The 18,851-nt window shown below is 65.1% G+C and carries 16 protein-coding genes; 7 read left to right on the top strand and 9 right to left on the bottom strand.

Going from position 1 to position 18,851, the window contains the following annotated elements; genetic code table 11:
- Positions 1–35: 35 nt before the first annotated feature.
- Positions 36–1,061: a DUF1176 domain-containing protein gene (locus ABIE20_RS10275; protein WP_429504881.1), complete on the bottom strand. Its 1,026-nt coding sequence runs from the start codon at positions 1,059–1,061 to the stop codon at positions 36–38.
- Positions 1,062–1,202: 141 nt separating this feature from the next.
- On the opposite strand from ABIE20_RS10275, the gene ABIE20_RS10270 reads away from it, so the two are divergent.
- Positions 1,203–1,373, top strand: a complete 171-nt coding sequence (locus ABIE20_RS10270) for a hypothetical protein (RefSeq protein ID WP_429504879.1) — start codon at positions 1,203–1,205, stop codon at positions 1,371–1,373.
- A 73-nt stretch (positions 1,374–1,446) separates the two neighbouring features.
- Here the strand turns inward: ABIE20_RS10270 and ABIE20_RS10265 are convergent, their stop codons facing one another.
- Positions 1,447–1,665, bottom strand: a complete 219-nt coding sequence (locus ABIE20_RS10265; protein ID WP_429504877.1) for a hypothetical protein — start codon at positions 1,663–1,665, stop codon at positions 1,447–1,449.
- Between the two features lie 287 nt (positions 1,666–1,952).
- Here ABIE20_RS10265 and ABIE20_RS10260 point away from each other — a divergent pair, with 287 nt between their 5' ends.
- From ABIE20_RS10260 to ABIE20_RS10245, 4 genes are all read left to right on the top strand, one after another.
- Positions 1,953–3,206 carry an HlyD family secretion protein gene (locus tag ABIE20_RS10260; RefSeq protein ID WP_429504875.1) on the top strand — a complete coding sequence of 418 codons (1,254 nt, stop codon included), beginning with the start codon at positions 1,953–1,955 and terminating at the stop codon, positions 3,204–3,206.
- 44 nt (positions 3,207–3,250) lie between these two features.
- The gene (locus tag ABIE20_RS10255) at positions 3,251–5,386 is read left to right on the top strand and encodes a peptidase domain-containing ABC transporter (RefSeq protein WP_429505260.1); all 2,136 of its coding nucleotides are present in this window, start codon (positions 3,251–3,253) and stop codon (positions 5,384–5,386) included.
- Entirely contained in the window at positions 5,383–6,747 is a 1,365-nt protein-coding gene (locus tag ABIE20_RS10250) for a TolC family protein (RefSeq protein ID WP_429504873.1), read from the top strand. Before ABIE20_RS10255 ends, ABIE20_RS10250 begins: the two co-directional genes overlap by 4 nt.
- Before the next feature lie 61 nt (positions 6,748–6,808).
- The gene (locus tag ABIE20_RS10245) at positions 6,809–7,288 is read left to right on the top strand and encodes a VOC family protein (protein WP_429504871.1); all 480 of its coding nucleotides are present in this window, start codon (positions 6,809–6,811) and stop codon (positions 7,286–7,288) included.
- A gap of 25 nt (positions 7,289–7,313) precedes the next feature.
- Here the strand turns inward: ABIE20_RS10245 and ABIE20_RS10240 are convergent, their stop codons facing one another.
- Entirely contained in the window at positions 7,314–9,731 is a 2,418-nt protein-coding gene (locus tag ABIE20_RS10240) for a TonB-dependent siderophore receptor (RefSeq protein ID WP_429504869.1), read from the bottom strand.
- 112 nt (positions 9,732–9,843) lie between these two features.
- Entirely contained in the window at positions 9,844–10,971 is a 1,128-nt protein-coding gene (locus ABIE20_RS10235; protein ID WP_429504867.1) for an alkene reductase, read from the bottom strand.
- Between the two features lie 143 nt (positions 10,972–11,114).
- On the opposite strand from ABIE20_RS10235, the gene ABIE20_RS10230 reads away from it, so the two are divergent.
- The gene (locus ABIE20_RS10230) at positions 11,115–12,044 is read left to right on the top strand and encodes a LysR family transcriptional regulator (protein WP_429504865.1); all 930 of its coding nucleotides are present in this window, start codon (positions 11,115–11,117) and stop codon (positions 12,042–12,044) included.
- A 1-nt stretch (position 12,045) separates the two neighbouring features.
- Here the strand turns inward: ABIE20_RS10230 and ABIE20_RS10225 are convergent, their stop codons facing one another.
- The gene (locus tag ABIE20_RS10225) at positions 12,046–13,074 is read right to left on the bottom strand and encodes a DUF1176 domain-containing protein (RefSeq protein ID WP_429504863.1); all 1,029 of its coding nucleotides are present in this window, start codon (positions 13,072–13,074) and stop codon (positions 12,046–12,048) included.
- A gap of 124 nt (positions 13,075–13,198) precedes the next feature.
- Here ABIE20_RS10225 and ABIE20_RS10220 point away from each other — a divergent pair, with 124 nt between their 5' ends.
- Complete coding sequence (locus tag ABIE20_RS10220) at positions 13,199–13,390, top strand: hypothetical protein (protein ID WP_429504861.1); 192 nt, start codon at positions 13,199–13,201, stop codon at positions 13,388–13,390.
- Here the strand turns inward: ABIE20_RS10220 and ABIE20_RS10215 are convergent.
- The 4 genes from ABIE20_RS10215 to ABIE20_RS10200 all read right to left on the bottom strand — a co-directional run bounded on the left by ABIE20_RS10215 (position 13,387) and on the right by ABIE20_RS10200 (position 18,844).
- Positions 13,387–13,779, bottom strand: a complete 393-nt coding sequence (locus tag ABIE20_RS10215; RefSeq protein WP_429504859.1) for a GFA family protein — start codon at positions 13,777–13,779, stop codon at positions 13,387–13,389. The two genes, ABIE20_RS10220 and ABIE20_RS10215, sit on opposite strands and share 4 nt — an antisense overlap.
- A gap of 892 nt (positions 13,780–14,671) precedes the next feature.
- Positions 14,672–15,736: a lipocalin-like domain-containing protein gene (locus ABIE20_RS10210; RefSeq protein WP_429504857.1), complete on the bottom strand. Its 1,065-nt coding sequence runs from the start codon at positions 15,734–15,736 to the stop codon at positions 14,672–14,674.
- Entirely contained in the window at positions 15,726–18,179 is a 2,454-nt protein-coding gene (locus tag ABIE20_RS10205; protein ID WP_429504855.1) for an ABC transporter permease, read from the bottom strand. Before ABIE20_RS10205 ends, ABIE20_RS10210 begins: the two co-directional genes overlap by 11 nt.
- Entirely contained in the window at positions 18,179–18,844 is a 666-nt protein-coding gene (locus ABIE20_RS10200; protein WP_429504853.1) for an ABC transporter ATP-binding protein, read from the bottom strand. The genes ABIE20_RS10205 and ABIE20_RS10200 overlap by 1 nt, the downstream gene beginning before the upstream one ends.
- Between the last annotated feature and the right edge of the window lie 7 nt (positions 18,845–18,851).

Genomic DNA, 18,851 nt, shown 5'->3' with positions numbered 1-18,851 from the left:
GTAGCGAATGCCCGCGCCAAGCTGTATGCCCGGTGCTATCCCTCGGTACGCCAGATCTGCGGCCAATGGGCAGTATCGACGCTGTCGCACCAGCTCATCCGGCTGAATGCCTTGAGCTGCATCACCGCGCCGTCATAGCGCCAGGTTGCATTGGCGCCGCAGTAGCGCCCGCCCGGCTGTAGCTGGTTGAGCTCGCCGCGGGCCGGGTCGAACTTGAAAAAGCCATACATCTCGCCGCCCAGCACATCATGCCTGGGGACCTCGATGTGCAGCGAGGTGGGTTGATAGGGCGCGCTGCGCAAGGCGCGGTAGTAGCTGTACATGCAGCCCTGGCTCCCACAGCCGTAACGCAGGCCTACCAGCACATGGGTCGCGTCCAGCGGCGAGACCTCGGCTTCGGCTTGCCAGTTGTCGTACTCGGGTTCACTCCATTCATGGCGGGTGGTGGCAATGACGGCGTCGGCGATGGCTTTCTGCTCGGCATCGCTTACCCCTGGCGCCGGTGTGAAGGGGGCGAGGGTGGGCGTCGGCGGTGCTGGCGGCAGCTGGCTGTCGGGGCGCGTGCCGGGGTTTACAAAGGCGCTGGTGTGATCGATTCGACCTTGCAGCGAATCGATAAACAGCAAGGAGGCACTCAGGCCCTGCAGCGATACCGGGTGCTGGCCGTTGCCAGTGTCCAGGGTCAGGGTCTGGCCGTTGCGCAGCTGGCGCAGCAACCTGACGGCGACATCGCCTTTGGCGTGATAACGCATCTGCCCCTGGGCGCCTGGCCGAAACCCCGCAGGCACCGGGCCGCCGTCGAGCAGCAGCCTGGCGCCGAGCTCGACACCGGCGTCGCTGAACAGGGTCAGGGTGGTGGCCCCCTGGGCCCCGGCTTCGCGCACCAGCTCAAGGCCCACGCCTTGATCGACGCTGCTCGACACGGCGGTGCAGCGCAGGGTGTTGTCGCAACCCACGACCCATTGCTTGAACTGCTTGAGCACTGGCTCCGGTTCCGGCGCGGCCTGGGTCAGGGCCGGCAGGAGCATCAAGGACAGCCAGGTCCATCTTGGGTCAACCATGGTGTTTCAATCCTGCCGGGTAAGCGAACGTCCGTCCTGGCCGGGCATCATCGCAGAAGCCGGGCCAACTTCAAGCCGTTACCGATCAGAACTCCAAGGCTGCTGTGCTATCCAACGGGTATGACACGGGAGGTACCTGCAATGAACAGCAAAGAGCGCGACACGCCCGCCAACGAGACGGACAAGCCTGCTGAAGACGACCTTGCCAACCGGCCGATCACCCCGGCCAATCATCGCACCCAGGCTGAGGCTGCCGAAGAACTTAGCCGCAAGATTGCCGATATTGAACGCAAGGTCGCTGATGGCAATTAACTATCATCTTTATATATAGAGCGAAGGGCCATGATGGCCCTTCGCTTACTTCCAACTCATATAACCATCGGATTTATTTGCACAGGGTGTAACTGCCCTGGTGGGCGCCGCCTTTGTATAAGTCAAAGCGATACCCGGCACCCGCGCCGAAGTTATAAGAGCCACCGGTCAGTGTCCAGGAACCGGCGCTGACGGAAAACCCGCCGCTTACCTGGTCCACTTCCTGATCGTCGAGCACCCGCAGGGCAGAGGGTTGCGCGCGGGTCATGTCGATGTTTTGTGCATGGGTCATGTTATGTATACCTCGTTTGCTACAGTGGGTTCGTCCTAGGTTGATCCCCCCAGGAGAGGGCCTGGGCGCAAGGTCTTGCACTATTAAAGTGTGAGATCGATCACAGTTCTAATCTAATAACAGCATCAGGCTGTTTCGATCCCCGGCCAAGTTAGTAACGCCAGCGCTTCAAGGGCAATAGTACAAGTGTGCTAGTGCCTGCCGATTAACCCGCCGTTATGCTGCTACAGACTCAGGCGATCAGTCTGTTCATGTTATTAACGTTATCCGCCGGGTCATGGATTGGCATGTTATTCAGGAGCGAAGCCGTGCACGCACGGCGTGACAAGGAGTTGGGCAGCGTACTGCTGGTGTCGCCCGTGCCCCTGCGCTGGGCGGCGCTGGCTGCGCTGCTGTTCAGCCTGTTGTTGATTGTGTTCCTGACCTGCGCCACCTATACCCGCCGCGCCACCGTGAGTGGCGTACTGGTGCCCGAGGGCGGGCTGATCAAGGTGTTTGCGCCACAGGCAGGGGTGGTGCAAGGCCTGGCTGCGGTCGAAGGGCAGAGCGTTGAGGCCGGGTCGACACTGATGGCCCTGGGCAGTGACCTGTACGCCGAGGCCGGTGGCGCGCACGTGGCTATCAGCCGCTTGATCAAGCGTCGTAACGACAGCCTCACTGAGGAAATCGCCAGCACCCGGGCGCTGCACCTGCAGGAGCTTGAGGGCAAGCGCCGGCGCCTGGCGGTGCTGGAAAGCGAGCAGCAGAAAATCCTCACGCAGATGGACATCAGCCGCCAGCGCCTGGGGCTGGCCCAGGGCATTGCCGCGCGTTATGCCGACCTGCAGCGCCAGGACTACGTGTCGCGCGACCAGTTGCAGGAAAAGCAGGATGCCGTGCTCGAAGTGCGCCTGCGCAGCGAAGAGCTGAGCCGTTCGCTGCTGTCGCTGCGCAACGATATCGCCACCTTGCGCGCCGAGCTTGCCGAGTTGCCGTTCAACCAGGGCAAGCAACTGGCCGAGCTTGAGCGGCGCTTGTCGCAGAGCCAGGGCAACCTGCTGGAAAGCGAAGTCAAACGCCAGGTGGTGATTACCGCCCCGGCCAGTGGCGAAGTGACGGCTGTTGGCGTGGTCAACGGCACCCGCGCCGACGGTAACCGGCCACTGCTGAGCATCGTGCCCAGCGATGCCCAGCTGTACGCCGAACTCTATGTGCCCAGCCGTTCGGCGGGCTTCGTGCGCAGTGGCGATGCCGTGCTGCTGCGCTATCAGGCCTATCCATACCAGCACTTCGGCCTGGCCCGCGGCACGGTGGCGTCGGTGTCGCGCAGCGCGCTGCCAGCCGATGAAATCATGAGCGTGGGCGGCGTCTCCGAGCAGCAGCGCGAGCAGGGCCCGATGTATCGGGTGCGGGTCACCCTCGAACAACAAAACATGCGCGGGCGCGGGCTGAACGAGCGCTTGCGTTCGGGCATGCAACTGGACGCCGACATCCTGCAGGAGAACATGCCCCTCTACGAGTGGCTGCTCGAACCCCTGCGCGGCATAGGGAAACGCCTTTGAACATTCGCCAACCGCTGGCTTTCGGCATCGGCCGCAAGCTGCCCATGGTGCTCCAGGCCGAAGCCGCCGAGTGCGGCCAGGCCTGCCTGGCGATGATCGCCGGCTTTCACGGCCAGCGTCACGACCTGTTCTCGCTGCGCCAGAAGCTGTCGCCATCGATGAAAGGCGCTACCCTCAAGCAACTGATGGCCATGGCCAGCCAGTTGGGCCTGGCCAGCCGCCCGTTACGCCTGGAGCTGCAAGCGCTCGGGCAACTGCGCTTGCCCTGTGTGCTGCACTGGAACTTCAACCACTTCGTGGTGCTCAAGGAGGTTGGCCCGCGTGGGGTGACCCTGCACGATCCGGGGCGTGGGGTGTGCAAACTGTCGTTCGAAGAAGTCTCGGCGGCCTTCACCGGCGTGGCCCTGGAGCTGTGGCCACAGAGCGATTTTCAGCCGGGTGCGGCCAACCCGCCGCTGCGCCTGCGCCAGTTGCTGGGCCGGGTGCAAGGCTTTGGCGGGGTGCTCAGCCATGTGCTGTTGCTGGCGGCGGCGCTGGAGCTGTGCATGGTGCTCAGCCCGTTTTTTCTGCAAACGGTGATCGACAAGGTGCTGGTCAGCGCCGACCTTGACCTGCTGGCGGTGCTGGCCATCGGTTTTGCTCTGCTGCTGGTGATGCAGCAAACTTTGGCGCTGGGGCGCTCCTGGGCGTTGATGTACCTGGGCACCCTGCTTAGCGCGCAATGGCAGATCAATGTCTTCAGCCATCTTGTGCGCTTGCCGGTGGCGTTTTTCGAGCGCCGCCACCTGGGCGATATCGTCTCGCGCTTTGGCTCGTTGAAGTCGATCCAGCACACCCTGACCACCTCGTTTGTCGAAGCCTTGCTCGACGGCCTGATGACCCTGGTGACCCTCGGCCTGATGTTCGCCTACAGCCCGCCGCTGGCACTGATCGCGTTGCTGGCCATGGTCATCTATGCCCTGGCCCGCTGGGCCTGGTTTGGCCCGTTGCGTCGCGCCAGCGAAGAGGAGCTGGTGCATGCCGCCCGCCAGCAGAGCTACTTTCTGGAAAGCATGCGCGGGGTGCGCACCATCAAGTTGTTCGGCCATCAGGAGCAACGTGCCAGCGCCTGGGGCAGCCTGCTGGTCGAAGAAATCAACGCCGGCTTGCGCCCGCAAAAGCTCGCGCTGGCTTACCGCGCCTTCAATGGCCTGCTGTTCGGCCTGGTGACCGTGCTGGTGATCTGGCTCGGCGCAAGGCTGGTGCTCGAAGGCCAGTTCAGCGCCGGCATGCTGATTGCCTTCAACGCCTACAAGGAGCAGTTCAACAGTCGCGTGGCCGGGTTGATCGACAAGCTGGTGGATGTGCTGATGCTGCGCCTGCATGGCGAACGCCTGGCCGATATCCTGCTGCAGGTGCCCGAGCCCAGGCAGCCCCCGAGCGCTGACGACAACGACGCCGTCGACAGCGTGCCGAGCCTGGAAGTGCGCCAGCTCAAGTTTCGCTATTCCGAGCACGAGCCCTATGTGCTGGATGAAGTGTCGGTGCGCATCGAGGCGGGCGATTCCCTGGCGATTGTCGGCCCCTCGGGTGGCGGCAAGACTACTTTGCTCAATGTCATGCTCGGCATTCTCAGCCCCAGCAGCGGCAGCGTGCTGCTCGACGGCGTGGCCATCGACAGTCACAACCTGGAGCGCCTGCGGCGGGTCAGCGCCACGGTGCTGCAGGATGATGTGCTGTTTGCCGGCTCGATTGCCGACAACATCAGTTTTTTCAGCGCCGAGGCCAACCCGCGCTGGGTCGAGCAGTGCGCGCGCATGGCGGCGGTGCATGATGACATCGCGCAGATGCCCATGGCCTACAACACCTTGGTGGGCGACATGGGCACGGTGCTGTCGGGTGGACAGAAGCAGCGCATCCTGCTGGCCCGGGCGCTGTACCGGCGGCCCAAGCTGCTGTTTCTCGACGAGGCCACCAGCCACCTCGACATCGACCGCGAGGCGGCGGTCAACCAGGCGCTGCAAGCACTGAACATCACCCGCATCATTGTCGCCCATCGCCCCGATACCATTCGTTCGGCACGCCGGGTGCTGGCGCTCGACAACGGCCGGGTGGTGTATGACGGGCCGCTGATCGAGGCCGATGAGCAGGCGCCAGTCGAGCCAGATGAACGTGCCCACGGTGCGGCGTCTTCGTCATGAACCGCCACCTGACCAGGCTGTGTCTGGCCGCCTTGCTGCTGGCCTGGACGGTGGTGCCGGGCATGGCCGCCGAAGCCCTCGATGCCTGCCCCGGCAGGCTAAACCCTTCAGAGCCGCTGGTGTTGTCCAGTGCCGTGGCCATCGCCCTGTGCGCCGACCCGCAAGTGCGCGAAGCCTGGCTGTCGCAACTGAGTAGCCAGGCCAGCCTCGATGCCGAGTACTCGGCCTACTGGCCGACCGTGCAGGCCCAGGCCAGCAGTGGGCGGGCAAGCCGCAAGACGCGCTTTGACAACTTTCCCGAGGCCGACTCGACCCTCAACACCCGCACCAACAGCTATGGCCTGAACCTCAACTGGGTGCTGTATGACTTTGGCCTGCGGGCGGCGAAAGTCGAGGGCGCCCGCCAGCTGTTGAACGCGGCCAGCAGCAGTCGCGTGGAGAAAATCCAGGCCACGGTGCTCGCCACCAGCAAGGCCTTCTACCAGGTCCAGGCCAACGCCGCCTTGCTCGCGGCCAAGCGCAGCGCCGAATCCCTGGCGGCCAACAGCCTCAAGGCGGCAACGGCCAAGTACCAGGCCGGGGCCGGAGAGCAGACCGACCGCCTTCAGGCCCAGGCTACCCATGACCAGGCGCAGCTCGAGCGGGTGCTGGCTGAAGGTGACTACGCGACGGCCCAGGGCGCCCTGGCCAGCGCCCTCGGGCTGTCACCCTCGGCACCGCTGACGCTCACCGCCTTGAACGAGCCGGCGGGGCAGGAGGGCGAGTTCATGGCCAGTGTCGATGCCCTGATGGAGCAAGCCAGGGTCCAGCACCCGGCCATCGAAAAGGCCCGCGCGGACTGGTATGCCACGCGTGCCAAGGCGGATGAAGCGCGTGCCGAGGGACGCCCCAAGGTGTCGCTGTTCAGCAGCTACCAGCAGGAAGACACGCCGATCGACCAGGTGTCGACGCGCCAGCAGATCGAGACCTGGAGCGTTGGCGTGCAGATCACCGTGCCGATCTTTGACGGCTTTCTCAGCCGTCGGCGTGCCCGCGCCGCCGATTATGAAGCCGACGCCCGTGAGCAAGCCCTGGAGCAGGCCGAACGCAGCGTGGCCCTCAACGTCTGGAAAAGCCGCCAGGCCCTGGATGCGCGCACCCGCGCCCTGGCCATCAGCCGCAGCTTCGTCGCCAGCGCCGGGCAATCCCATCAAGTGGCACTGGGGCGCTACAAGGCCGGGGTGGGCAGCATCATCGAACTGCTCAGGGCGCAGAACGAGCTGGCGCTTGCCGAGCAGCGGCGCGTGGAGTCGCTGGTCAACTGGTACACCGCCAGGTTGCAACTGGCGGCGGACCTGGGGCAGTTGAATGGTGCGTTATGAGTGTGTTCGCGGTCTTCCTGACTAGACTCAACCTGCCATTCACCAACCATGGAGAACCAGGATGAGCCCTAAAAATACCATCTGCCTCTGGTACGACGGCACCGCGCTGGAGGCTGCGACCTTTTACGCCAAGACCTTCCCCGACAGCAAGGTCGGTGCCGTGCACCGGGCGCCGGGCGACTTTCCCTCGGGCAACGAGGGCGACGTGCTGACCGTCGAGTTTACTGTGCTGGGCATCCCCTGCGTGGGGCTTAACGGCGGGCCGATGTTCACGCACAGCGAGGCGTTTTCGTTCCAGGTCGCGACCGAAGACCAGGCTGAAACCGATCGTTTGTGGCACGCCATTGTCGGCAATGGCGGCCAGGAGAGCGCCTGCGGCTGGTGCAAGGACAAGTGGGGGCTGTCGTGGCAGATCTCGCCGCGGGTGCTGGTCGAGGCAATTACCAGCACTGACCGTGCCGCCGCCAAGCGCGCCTTCGATGCGATGATGGGCATGCGCAAGATTGATATCGCGGCGATTGAGGCGGCGGTCAGGGGTTGAAACTGCGGGAGCAACAGCGTTGCCCTCAGAACCCCAGTGTCGCTGACACCAGGTAGGTCCACGGGGTCGACAGGGTCAACCCCGCCTCGCTGTCATCCGAGGCGCCCGCCGAAGCCCAGTAGCGCTGGTCCAGGACGTTTTCGACACTGGCGCGCAGGGTGATGGCCTTGTCGTCGACCTTGAAGGCATAGCGCGCACCCAGGTCGTAACGCTCCCAACCGTCGATCTGCTTGCTGTTGGCCTGGTCCAGGTACTGCGAGCTTGAGTGGATGCCCCGGGCGGTCAGGGTCAGGCCGGAGAGGGCCGGTACGTCATACTCGGCGCCGAGGCTGACGTTGTACTCCGGCGTTGCCGGGGCGCGGTTGCCGTCGAAGCTGCCACCGACGGTGTCGGTCAGTTCGCTGTCGATGAACATCACCCCACCGAGCAGGCGAAAACCCTTGAGCGGCTCGCCGAACACGCTGAGCTCGACGCCCTTGTTCTCGCGCTTGCCGTTGGGCCCGAACACGCGGGTAGTGGCGTTGGTCTCGTAGGCCGGCTGCTTGATGCGAAAGGCGCTGGCGGTCAGGGCGAAGTTGCCCAGGTCGTACTTGGCGCCGACTTCCACCTGGCGGCTGACGAACGGCGCGAAGATCTGGTCTTCGTTGATCGAGGTCGACGGGGCGATCTTGCCCTGGCTCAGGCCTTCCATGTAGTTGGCATACAGCGAGAGCTGGTCGGTAAGCTTGAACAGGATGCCGCCCGAGGGCGAGAGCTTCTCTTCGTCGTAGGCAGTGTCGCCCTTGATGCCGTCGCTCCAGTCATCGACCTGGACCCGCTGCCAGCGCGCGCCGAGGGTCAGCAACAGGCGCTGGTCGAAAAAGCCCAGGGTGTCGGACAACGCCACGCCGCTGAAGCGGTTCTCGGTATAGACCTTGGGGTCCGAGCGCAGCAGGGTGCCGGGCGTCGGGGTCGGGCGCGGGGTGTAGAGGTTGCTGGGGCCGGCGGCATAACGCCCGCCGCCGTTCTCGAAGTCCATGTAGAAGTAGTTGGCCGCCAGGTTGACCTCGTGGCTCACCGGCCCGGTTGCGAACCAGTTGCGCAGGCCGGCGGTGGCGGTGCGCACGTTCTCGTCGCGGGTGAAGTCGCGGGGCTGGACGCTGAAGTCGCCGGCATCGTTGGAGACCGGCACGTTGTGGCGCAGAAAGTCATGGTTGCTCTTGCGCGCGCCGACGGCGCCGTAGGCCATCAGCGCGTCGTTGATATCGTATTCGGCGTTCAGCGTGCCGAAGGTATCGTTGGTGCGCGCCTTGCTCCAGGCCTGGGCGTAGTTGCGGCGCACGTCGCCTGCGTCCGGCACCTTGGCATTGGCGCCAACGATGACCCGCTCCTGGGGGGCATCGGTATCACGGGTGGTATGGCCGATATCGGTCGACAGGCGCAGGCGCTCGCCGCGAAAGTCCAGGCCGAGCACGGCCATTTCGCGGTCGACGCTCTGCTGGTCCCATTCGGTGTCGCCGGCTTGCTTGACGCCATTGAAGCGCAGGCCGAACTTGCCGTCCTCGCCAAAGCGCCGGCCGATGTCGACGGCGCCACCCACCTGGCTGCCTGAGGCGTAGCTGGCGGTGAATTCGGTGATCGGCGTGTCGCTGGCACGCTTGGGCACCACGTTGATGCCGCCGCCGACGCTGCCGCGCGGCGAGATGCCATTGATCAGCTGGCTGGGGCCTTTGATGATGTCGACGCGGTCGGCCATTTCCATGTCGATGGAATAGGTCGGCAGGACGCCGTACAGGCCGTTGTAGGCAACATCGCTGTTGAACAGGCTGAGGCCGCGAATGGTGAACTGCTCGAAGCGCCCACCGGCGGGGTTGGTGGCACGCACCGACGGGTCGCTGGCGATCAGGTCGCCGAGGGTGCGCGCCTGCTGGCCCTTGATCGCCTCGCTGGTGTAGGTGGTCATGCTGAACGGCGTTTCCATGAAGTCCCGCGAGCCCAGCAGGCCTTGCGAGCCACGGCGCGCGACCTGGCCGCCGGCGTAGCGCTGGCCGTCGTCATCGCCGCCGCTGTGGGCGCCGAGGATGCTGGTGGGGGCGATTTCCAGCGCTTCACCGCTTTGTGGTGCTGGCACCAGGGTGTAGGCACCCGCGGCCACCGGTTGCAGTTGCAGGCCAGAGCCCTGCAGCAACCGGGCAAAGCCTTCATCGACGCTGAAACTGCCGCTCAAACCGGCACTGCGCCGGCCATTGACCAGGCCCGGGTCAACCGACAGGCTGACCCCGGCCTGGGCGGTAAAGCGGGTCAGCGCGGTGCCCAGTTCGCCAGCCGGTATCTGGTAGCTGCGGCTGGCACCGTCGGCCAGCACCGCGGGTGGCGCCAACGACGCCAGGCCCAGCACCAGGCACAGGGTAGGGGACGAAAACGAAGACGCCAGGCGCGTTCGGTGGCGTGTCAGTGCGGGCATTGTTGCGCTCTCTTTTGGGTTCACATGCCCTTGATGACAAGCGAGCGAACAAAAGGGGACAGCGGTGTGCGCAAATAATGCCACGCCTGGCTAGCGCCGGCCTGCTCGCGCTTCAGGCCGGGGCGTACGGGGCGTAGTCCAGATAGCCCTTGGCGCCGCCGCCGTAGTAGGTGTCGCGGTCCGGGGTGGTCAACGGCCAGCCGTTTTTCAGCCGCGCGACCAGGTCGGGGTTGGCGATGAACGGCTGGCCAAAGCCCGCCAGGTCGATCAGGCCGGCATCGACCAGGTCCTGGGCGCGCTCCAGGGTCATGTCCCCGGCCAGGATCAGCGCCGTTTCACACAGTTGCGCCTTGCAATGGGCCAGCAGCTCGCGCAGGGCTTGTTCCTGGGCCACGGCGCCTTCGCTGGCGAGGAAGAAGTGGGTCTGGTCCATCACATGCACATAGGCGATACCGCGCGCGCCCATGCCGGCGCAGAGGGCCGAGTAGGTTTCGTCGATCTGCGGGTAGATCGGCATGTCGAACAGCTGGCCGTAAGGCGAGACGCGGATGCCGACCTTGCCGGCGCCGATGCGCGCGACCACCGCATCGACCACTTCAAAGACAAAGCGCAGGCGGTTTTCCAGGGTGTCGGCGGCGTAACGGTCGCTGCGGTCGTTGACCAGCGGGTTGAGGAACTGCTCGATCAGGTAACCGTTGGCGCCGTGGATTTCCACGCCGTCAAAGCCTGCGGCAATGGCATTGGCAGCGGCCTGGGCGAAGTCTTCGACCACCCGGGTAACTTCCTCGGTGGTCAACGGGCGCGGCGTCGAGGTCGGGACAAAACCCGGCTCGCCGCTGTCGGTGTAGCCGAAGGCAATCGCGCCTTGGGCGACCTTGCTGGTAGCGCTGACCGGGGCCTGGCCATTGCGCTGGATCGAGGTGTGCGAGACGCGGCCGACATGCCACAGCTGGGCGAAGATCTTGCCGCCAACGCTGTGCACCGAGTCGGTCACCAGCTTCCAGCCGTGGATCTGCTGCTCGCTGAAAATACCCGGGTTGAACAGATAGCCCTGGCCTTCGCGGGAGATCGGCGTGCCTTCGGAAACGATCAGGCCAGCGGTGCCGCGCTGGGTGTAATGCAGGGCGATTTGCGCGGTGGCGATGTCTTCTGGGGCGCGCGAACGGGTCATCGGCGCCATGACAAAACGGTTGCTCAGCTGCAGTGGGCCGAGGTCGTAGGGGGCAAACAGGTCATTCATGAGTGGGGCCTGGCAATGGAATGACGTCATCCTAGAGTCTTGCGAAATCAGCCACAATCAAGGCCTATGGCAAAACACTATTGCTGTAATAGCAATACGCACGCCTATACTGGGCGGATTTGCGCTTTATAGGGAGCCGCCCCATGCACCTCAAGGCCCACCGCTTTTTCGCCATGGTCGCGGTGACCGGCAGTTTCTCTGCCACTGCCCGGCACTTTCAGGTGCCGGCCTCGTCGGTGTCGCGCTTTATCGCCGCGCTGGAGCGAGAGGTCGGGCAGCAGTTGCTGTACCGCAACACCCGCGCGGTAAAACTGACCGAAGCCGGCGAGCGCTATTACCTGCAGATTCGCGAAGTGCTGGAGCTGCTGGATGCCGCCGACGAGTCGATCAGCGGCAAGCCCGGCGACATTCGCGGCCTGGTGCGGATCAACGCGCCGGTAGCCTTTGCGCATCTGCACATCGTGCGCCTGCTCAATGGCTTGCATGAGCAATACCCGGAGCTGACCGTGGAACTGACCGCCACCGATGCCTATATCGACCCGGTGCAGGAGGGCGCCGATATCACCTTTCGCGTCGGCCATCTACAGGATTCGGGGCTGATCGGCCGGCAGATCTGCACCCAGCGTTATGTACTGTGCGCCAGCCCCGACTACCTCGACAAACATGGCCAGCCGACGTCCGCGCAGGACCTGCGCCAGCACAGTTGCCTGGTCTACAAAGGCACCGGCGGGGCGCAGCGCTGGCACTTGCGTGCGCCGGGCAGCGATAGCGTCGAGGTGGTCGATGTGCACGGGCCGCTGCGCAGCAACAATGCCCAGGTGCTGGTGGAAGCGGCCCTGGCCGGGCGCGGCATTGTGTTCTTCCCGTCCTGGCTGTTCAGCAAGCACAGCTTTACCAGCAAGGCCCTGGTGCAACTGCTGCCCGACTGGCAAGGCGCCGTGGAGGCGACGCCCAGCCAGATCCACCTGCTGTCAGCGGAAAACCGCCTGCGCTCGCAGAAGGTACGGCGGGTATGGGACTACTTTCTCGACGCCATCGGCACGCCGCCGTACTGGGATGATCTGGGCGCCTGAGTCAGCCCTTGGCGCGCCAGGTCACCGGCCAGTACTCCTCGTTGATGCTGTCGCAGCGCCACATGGTCCGCCGGTCCTTGAGCTGCATGGCCGCACCGTCGTATTGCCAGGTCGAGCTGTCGCCGCAGTCCTTGCCCATCTCGCGGAAAATCTTCAACTGGCCGCTGACCGGGTTGAAGCTGATCTGCCCATACAGGTCAGGCGCAAACTGAGCCTCGGGCGCCGCCTTGAGCGCTAGCGGTGTCGCCTGGTACGGCGCCGTGCGCGAGACACGATAGAGGCTGTGGTTGCAGCCGTCCTCGGCGCAGCCGTAACGCAGGCGCACCAGGGCGTGGGCCGGGTCCAGGGGGTAGACCTCGGCCTGGGCCTGCCAGTTTTGATGGGGCGCGGCGCTCAGTTCTTCCTTGGTCAGGGCAATCAGGTAGTCGCCGATGGCCTGCTGCTCGGCTTCGCTCAAGGCTGGTGCCAGGGTAAAGCGTGGCAGTCTGGGAATCGCCGGGGCCGGCGGTACGCGGCTGTCCGCCTGGTAGCCCGGGTGCACGAAGGCGCTGGGGTGGCCGATGCGCCCTTGCACCGAGTCCATCAGCAACAGGGCGGCGCTCAAGCCTTGCAGCGATACCCGGCGCTCGCCAAAGTTGCTGTTGGAACTCAAGGTGTCGCTGTTGCGCAGCTCGCGCAGTTTTTCAACGGCGGCGTCGCCCTCGAGGTAATAGTACTCACGGTCGTGCGAGCCGTACTGCCAGGGCTCGGTGGGGCGGCCATCGAGGTGAAATTCGTAGCGCAGGCCGACGTCGTCGTAGCCGATCACACTGACCCGGGTGCTGCCCTTGGCGCCGGCTTCGCGGACGATGTACAGGCCCATCCCGGGGTTGTCGGTGCTGCCCGACACCGCGGTGCAGCGGCGGGTGTTGTCGCAGGCCAGGCGCCAGTCCTGGAACACCCGGGTCAGTGGCACCGGTTCCGGTGTTGCGGCCTGGGTCAGGGCGGGTAACAGGCCAAGGGCCAGCCAGGTCCATCTTGCTGAAAACATCGTGGGTCGATCCTGCGGTGTCGATGAAGGGCGGCATGATCGCATCTTGGTGGTAGTCTGGCAGCCTGTTGAGGATCAATCAGCCAAGGAAGCCTTGTGATCGCCGTCCGCCCCGTTTTAGCCCATGAATGGCCCAGCTACCGCGATCTGCGCGAGCGTTGCCGTGCGCCGGGTGGGCCTGGGCGTGACCCTCGCCGACAGCCCGGCGATGCGTTTGTACCAGGCCCATGGCTTTCAGCCGGTCGGCGCCCCGGAGCCGTTGCGCGAGGGGTCCCGCCAGATGTCGCAGGAGATGCAGCGACAGCTGGGGGCCTAGTCCTCGAAGCGCCCCGACGGATCGCGATCTTTTTCGTAGTGGTGGACGAGCGGGAAGGGTGGCAGCCAGGATTCGCGGCGAGTGGTCCAGCTTTCGTAGGTGGGCGTGAGCAGGTTGGGCGCATCCAGCGCGCCGAGGTTGATCTCGACTTCATCGCCTGAGCGGGCGAACACCGACGAGCCGCAACGTGGGCAAAAATAGCGCCCGGCGTAGTCACGGGTTTCGCCTTCGATGCTGACTGCCTCTGCGGGGAAAATCGCCGAGGCGTGAAACAGCGCGCCGTGATGCTTGCGACAGTCCAGGCAGTGACACAGGCCGACCCGGTAGGGGCGTCCCGAGGCTGCAAATCGCACGTTGCCGCACAGGCAACCGCCGGTGAAGTGGTCCATGGTGCGTCTCCTGTTGTGTGTTCGTGGCTCTCACGGGCTAGGGTTCGCAGAATTTGTACAACCCGAGACTCATGATCATTAACGCGAACCCAATAAAGATCAGTCTGCCGGAAACAAGCAAGCGACGTCGGAGCCGCCGGGGGAAGTTGCGCACTTGCACTGCGTCGAGCTGGCCTTGGCGTATATGTTTTTGTGGGTAGGCCAGTAAGCCACTGATCACTCCGACTAGCACCCAACGCGCCACTAGGCTTGATGTCCCCCAAACGCGAATCTGCTGCTCCACGGGCCAAGGATCAGCACCATCTGTAATCCCAGAGGCCAGGAACGAGGGTCAATACTCATAAGCCTGTCCAGTTGTAGAATAGTTCTCCAGCAAGATCACCAGATGTGTTGCCAATCATGCTTCCCAAAGCCACTACCTGACTGCCCGTCACGCTGCGCGGTACGACGTAGACGCTGGGCTGCAGTGACTCTGAGGAAGACAATATCGAGTGAGCTGGGGAAGGTGTTGAGGGTGGCATCCTTGTCATGCGCAGGTTCCTTGGGCAATGAAGGCCGGAACCTAGCACCGCCGCTCGCGATCTAGCGCACCGCTGGACGTAATCGGAAAGATCCTACAGTGAAAGCGGATTCGGATTGGCGGGTGTACGATGAGACCGGTACAGCCAGCACTTCAGGTGGTGGCCGAATTACGACCGCTACGCGCTCGATCGCCGGCAAGTCCGGCTCCCACAGAAGTGGATGCTTGCAGGATCTCTGTGGGAGCTGGCTTTGCCAGCGATGAGGCCGTTACAGCCAGCACATCAGGTGCTGACCGGACTGCGACCGCTTCGCGCTCAATCGCGGGTCAAGCCCGCTCCCACAGGATTGGCGCGAGCCCGCTCCTGCAGCATCAGTATCCGGTCATCTCCAGATAGCCCTTGCCGCTCACACTGCCATTGAAGCGCACCGGCCCTTCCCAGTAGGGAAAGCGCGTCGACATCCACGCTTTGGGCTCCAGTGCATCGACCTGTACATCCACGTCATGCGCCGGCACCTGCACACGCCAGCGTGTCGGTACCTTGTGGCCGTTGTCCTGCTTGCTCCAGGCCAGTTCCTGCAGCTGGATCTGCGCACCCTGCAATGCCTGGGCGTTACCCTCGGCGCTTATCCAGGTGCCAGCGTGGTAGGGCGCGCCCTGGGTTTCGCGCACGCGAAACAGCATCAGTTTGGCGCCGCTGTCCAGGTGCAGGGAGAACCAGTCCCAACCCGACTGCCCAGCCGCCAGGGGCTGGCTGCTCCATTCGCGGTCGAGCCAGGCGTTGCCACTCACGGCCACGCGCTGGCCGTTGCGTTCGACTTCGCCACTGACTTGGTAGAACGGCTGGCTGTAATAGTACGAGGCCTGGCCCTTGCCGGATTTTTCGCTGTAGCCCCGGGCACCGTGCAGCACCAGCGGGCCGTTGCTGACCAGCTTCAGGGAATAGCTGAAACCCGTGCCGTTGGCGCTCATTTGCAGGCGCCCGAGGTCGTCGCTGCCTTGTAGCGACCAATCGTTGATCCAGGCGTGAAACGGCTGGGTGGTAACACCCGCCTGGCCGATGCCGCCGCGTGCCAGGGTTTCGGCGTATTGATGCCCGCCGGGGCCGGTGAGCGCGGCATGGCCCATCCACAGGTTGGGGCTGTTCCAGCCGGTGGTTTCGGTGCCAGGGCGCAGGGCCGAGCGGAACAGCGTCCACTGCGCGCCCCAGTCGCGGCCCTGGCCGTCGGTGAGGTTGGTGGTGACGTACCACCACTCGATGCGAAAGCCGGTGTGGGCAGCGTGGTCGAGGGGGAACACTAACGGATGATTGCGCGTTACCTGGTTGAAGGCCGCGGCGTCCTGACCCAAGCCAGCAAAGCTTTTCGGCGCGGGCGCAGGCTGGTCACAACCGCTCAGCAGCAACAGGCCGAGCCACAGGCAGAGGTCAGGCTTCATCGGCAAATTGCCTCAACAGTTCGCAGGGCTGGCGCCGCGCCAGTTGCCATAACGGCCAAGCGCTGGCCAGCAGGCTGGTGAGCAAGCCGAGCATTGCCAGCTGTAGCAGTTGCGCGGCAAACACATGCAGCGGCAGGCGCCAGCCGAACGCCTGGACATTCACCACCGCCACCAGGCACCAGGCCAGCAACAGCCCCAAGGGGATCGCCAGCAGCACGGTCAGGCTGCTCAGCAGCAGGGTTTGCCCCAGCGACAACCAGGCAAGTTGTATGCGCCGCACGCCCAGGGCCCAGAGCGGTGCCAGCTGCCCCAGGCGGTTCTGGCTCAAGGTCAGCAGGCTGATGAACAGGGCGACGCCCGCCACGCCCAGGGTCAGGCTGTTGAGCGCCGTAGTGGCGGCAAAGGTGCGGTTGAAAATCTCCGTAGACCAGCGCTTCAAGGTGGCTTGCTCGACCACACGGTTGTCGTCCAGGGCGAAGCGCTGCTGCAGTTGCGCCTTGAGCGCGGCAATACGCTCGGCGGCAAGGTTCAGGCTGATGTTGCTCAGCGTCGCCTGCGGCACGTGTGCGCGCAGCCAGCCGGCGTTGACCAGCAGGTGGCCCTTGGGGTTGCCATAGTCGGCATAGATGCCGACAACGGTCAGGGTTTGATTGGCTACCTGCAGCGGGTCGCCCAGCTGCAGGCCCAGGCGCCGGGCCAGTTGCTCACTGAGCATGGCCGCGCGACCGCTGGCCAGTTGCGCCCAGGCCTGCGGGCTTTGTTCCAGTAAAGGCCAGCGCGCGGGGTAGGCAGGGTGATCGGTGATGCCCTGGACTTGCACCGGCCACTGCTGCACGCGTATTTCTGCACGCCAGCTGGGCAGCAGGGCAGTGATTGACGGCTGTTGGGCGAGCCACTCGCTGATCTGCACGGCCTGGGCGGTGTCGTGCGGCGTGAGGTACAGGTCGGCCGAAAGGCGCTGATCGAGCCAGCCGCTGAAGGTTTTGCGAAAGCCCTCGGTCATGCTGCCCACGCCGACGCTTGCGGCCAATGCCAATAGCAGCGCCATCAACGCCAGGCTCAGTGCCGGGAGCTGCTGGCGGCTGTCGGCGACAAACCACTGCGCCAGCGGCCCGCGACACAGCGGCGCCAGCCAGGCCAGCGCGGCGTCGAGCAGGGCGGGGAGCAGCAATGCTGCCGCCAACAACAACGTCGCCAGCAGGATAAAGGCGCTGGTCAGGCTGTTGCCCCACTGCCAGCAGCCCAGCGCCACCAGCAACAACACCGCAGCGACCAGTGCCTGGCGGCGCAGCCACGGCCCCTGGGCCATGCGCCAGGCCTGCGGCTGGGCCAGGGCCAGCAGCGGCAAACGGGCGGCGCGCAACACGCTGCTGGCTCCGGCGAGCAAGGCACCGAGCACGCTCACGGCGATGCCCGCCAGCCACCACCCGGCCGGCAGGCTCAGTTGCCCGGCAACCTGGGCGCCATACAGGCCACGCAGGCTGGCGGCGACATCGGGCAGCAGCAGGGCGGCCAGGCCATAGCCGCTGGCCACCCCGGCCAGGCCGCCGAGCACGGCGAAAACCCCCAGTTCCAGGGCCAAGCCAGTCAACAGGGTGGGCAAGCTGATGCCACAGGCACGCAGGTTGCGAATCAGCCCGCGGCGCTGTTCCAGGGCCAGGCCGATGGCGGCGTGGGCGATGAACAGCCCGACGACGAAGGCCAGCAGGCCCAGCGCGGTGAGGTTGAGGTGAAAGCTGGCGGTCAGGCGCTGCAGGTCGCCATCGTCGCTGGGCGCTTGCAGGGTCAGGCGCGCGGCGATATCTGCGGGCAAGGGCCTGGCGTCATCATTCAAAAGCAGTCGCGACAGCTGGCCGGGCGCTTGCAGCAAGGCTTGCGCATGGCCGATATCCACCACAATCACCCCTGGTGCCAGCTGCGGCTGAACAACAAACGGCGGCAGTACCTGGCCGTCGCTGCTGGTGGCTTGCCCGCTGGCATTCAGAGGCAGTTGCCGCAGGGTATCGGGGCCGATCCAGGCTTGCCCGGGCGTGCCAATGAATGCCTGCACATCGACGCCTTGCAGCGGCGTGCCGGCGACAGTCATTGCTGTTGGCAGGCTCAGCGGCTCGATACCGATCAGACGTACCGTCAGCGGTTGCTCCCCGGCAAAGCGCAAGCGACCTTCCAGCAGCGGCGACACCTGCCAGCCGAGCCTGCGCAGTTGCAGGTACAGCGCCTGCTCGAAGCGCTCACCGTTGCGGGCTATCAACTGCGCCTGCGAGGGCCCGGTCAGCACCGCGCTGGCGCGGGCGTAGTCGGCCCGCGCCTGGCTGTTGAGCGCCTGTACCCCGGTCCATAGCGCAGTGGCCAGCCACAAGCCGGTAAAGATGCTGAAAAACTGCAAGCGATGGCGCCGCCAGTGGCTCAGCAGTGCCTGCAGGGCAATCAGCAGCGGGCTCATCAACGCGCCTCGACCTGCACACGCCCGGCGTGCAGGATGCAGCATTGCTCAAGGCGCGCCGCCAGCCGCGGGCTGTGGGTCACCATCAACAGGCTGCTGCCCGCCTCGGCGACCAGTTGCAGCATCAACGCGAGCACCTCATCGCTGCTACGCTCGTCGAGGCTGCCGGTGGGCTCATCAGCCAGCACCAGCGCCGGGCGGGCGGCCAGCGCCCGGCCGATGGCGACCCGCTGCTGCTGGCCACCGGAGAGTTGCTCCGGGTAGCGCTGCAACAGGCTGGCCAGACCCAGGCGGGTAGCCAGGTAGTCCAGCCACTGGCGGTCAAGGCGCGCCGCCAGCCTGGCCTGAAAGGCAAGATTGGCTGCCACATCAAGGCTACTGATCAGGTTGTACTGCTGGAACACCAGGCCGATGCCTTCCCGGCGCCAGCGGGCCAGGGCTGATTCCGAACGGGCGTCCAGCGCCTGGCCATCGATCAGGATGCGCCCACTATCGGCGCGATCGAGACCGGCGACCAGGTGCAGCAAGGTGCTTTTGCCGCTGCCGGACTCACCCATCAATGCCAGGCTGCTGCCCTGGGCCAGGCGCAAGTCGACGCCTTGCAATACCGGCAGCAGGCCTTGGGCAGTGCTGAACGACTTGTGCAACTGTTCGATGACCAGCATGGGGCGG

Origin of the sequence: Pseudomonas sp. 2835 (genome assembly GCF_050435905.1) — a bacterium.
Lineage (GTDB): Bacteria > Pseudomonadota > Gammaproteobacteria > Pseudomonadales > Pseudomonadaceae > Aquipseudomonas.
The sequence above is the reverse complement of the archived record's forward strand: the minus strand, read 5'-3'. Positions and strand labels throughout refer to the sequence as shown.

Excerpts from the sequence above, each read along its gene's own strand:
- ABIE20_RS10275 (WP_429504881.1), bottom strand. The coding sequence starts at position 1,061 with ATGGTTGACCCAAGATGGACCTGGCTGTCCTTGATGCTCCTGCCGGCC.
- ABIE20_RS10270 (WP_429504879.1), top strand. The coding sequence starts at position 1,203 with ATGAACAGCAAAGAGCGCGACACGCCCGCCAACGAGACGGACAAGCCT.
- ABIE20_RS10265 (WP_429504877.1), bottom strand. The coding sequence starts at position 1,665 with ATGACCCATGCACAAAACATCGACATGACCCGCGCGCAACCCTCTGCC.
- ABIE20_RS10260 (WP_429504875.1), top strand. The coding sequence starts at position 1,953 with ATGTTATTCAGGAGCGAAGCCGTGCACGCACGGCGTGACAAGGAGTTG.
- ABIE20_RS10255 (WP_429505260.1), top strand. The coding sequence starts at position 3,251 with ATGGTGCTCCAGGCCGAAGCCGCCGAGTGCGGCCAGGCCTGCCTGGCG.
- ABIE20_RS10250 (WP_429504873.1), top strand. The coding sequence starts at position 5,383 with ATGAACCGCCACCTGACCAGGCTGTGTCTGGCCGCCTTGCTGCTGGCC.
- ABIE20_RS10245 (WP_429504871.1), top strand. The coding sequence starts at position 6,809 with ATGAGCCCTAAAAATACCATCTGCCTCTGGTACGACGGCACCGCGCTG.
- ABIE20_RS10240 (WP_429504869.1), bottom strand. The coding sequence starts at position 9,731 with ATGCCCGCACTGACACGCCACCGAACGCGCCTGGCGTCTTCGTTTTCG.
- ABIE20_RS10235 (WP_429504867.1), bottom strand. The coding sequence starts at position 10,971 with ATGAATGACCTGTTTGCCCCCTACGACCTCGGCCCACTGCAGCTGAGC.
- ABIE20_RS10230 (WP_429504865.1), top strand. The coding sequence starts at position 11,115 with ATGCACCTCAAGGCCCACCGCTTTTTCGCCATGGTCGCGGTGACCGGC.
- ABIE20_RS10225 (WP_429504863.1), bottom strand. The coding sequence starts at position 13,074 with ATGTTTTCAGCAAGATGGACCTGGCTGGCCCTTGGCCTGTTACCCGCC.
- ABIE20_RS10220 (WP_429504861.1), top strand. The coding sequence starts at position 13,199 with ATGAATGGCCCAGCTACCGCGATCTGCGCGAGCGTTGCCGTGCGCCGG.
- ABIE20_RS10215 (WP_429504859.1), bottom strand. The coding sequence starts at position 13,779 with ATGGACCACTTCACCGGCGGTTGCCTGTGCGGCAACGTGCGATTTGCA.
- ABIE20_RS10210 (WP_429504857.1), bottom strand. The coding sequence starts at position 15,736 with ATGAAGCCTGACCTCTGCCTGTGGCTCGGCCTGTTGCTGCTGAGCGGT.
- ABIE20_RS10205 (WP_429504855.1), bottom strand. The coding sequence starts at position 18,179 with ATGAGCCCGCTGCTGATTGCCCTGCAGGCACTGCTGAGCCACTGGCGG.
- ABIE20_RS10200 (WP_429504853.1), bottom strand. The coding sequence starts at position 18,844 with ATGCTGGTCATCGAACAGTTGCACAAGTCGTTCAGCACTGCCCAAGGC.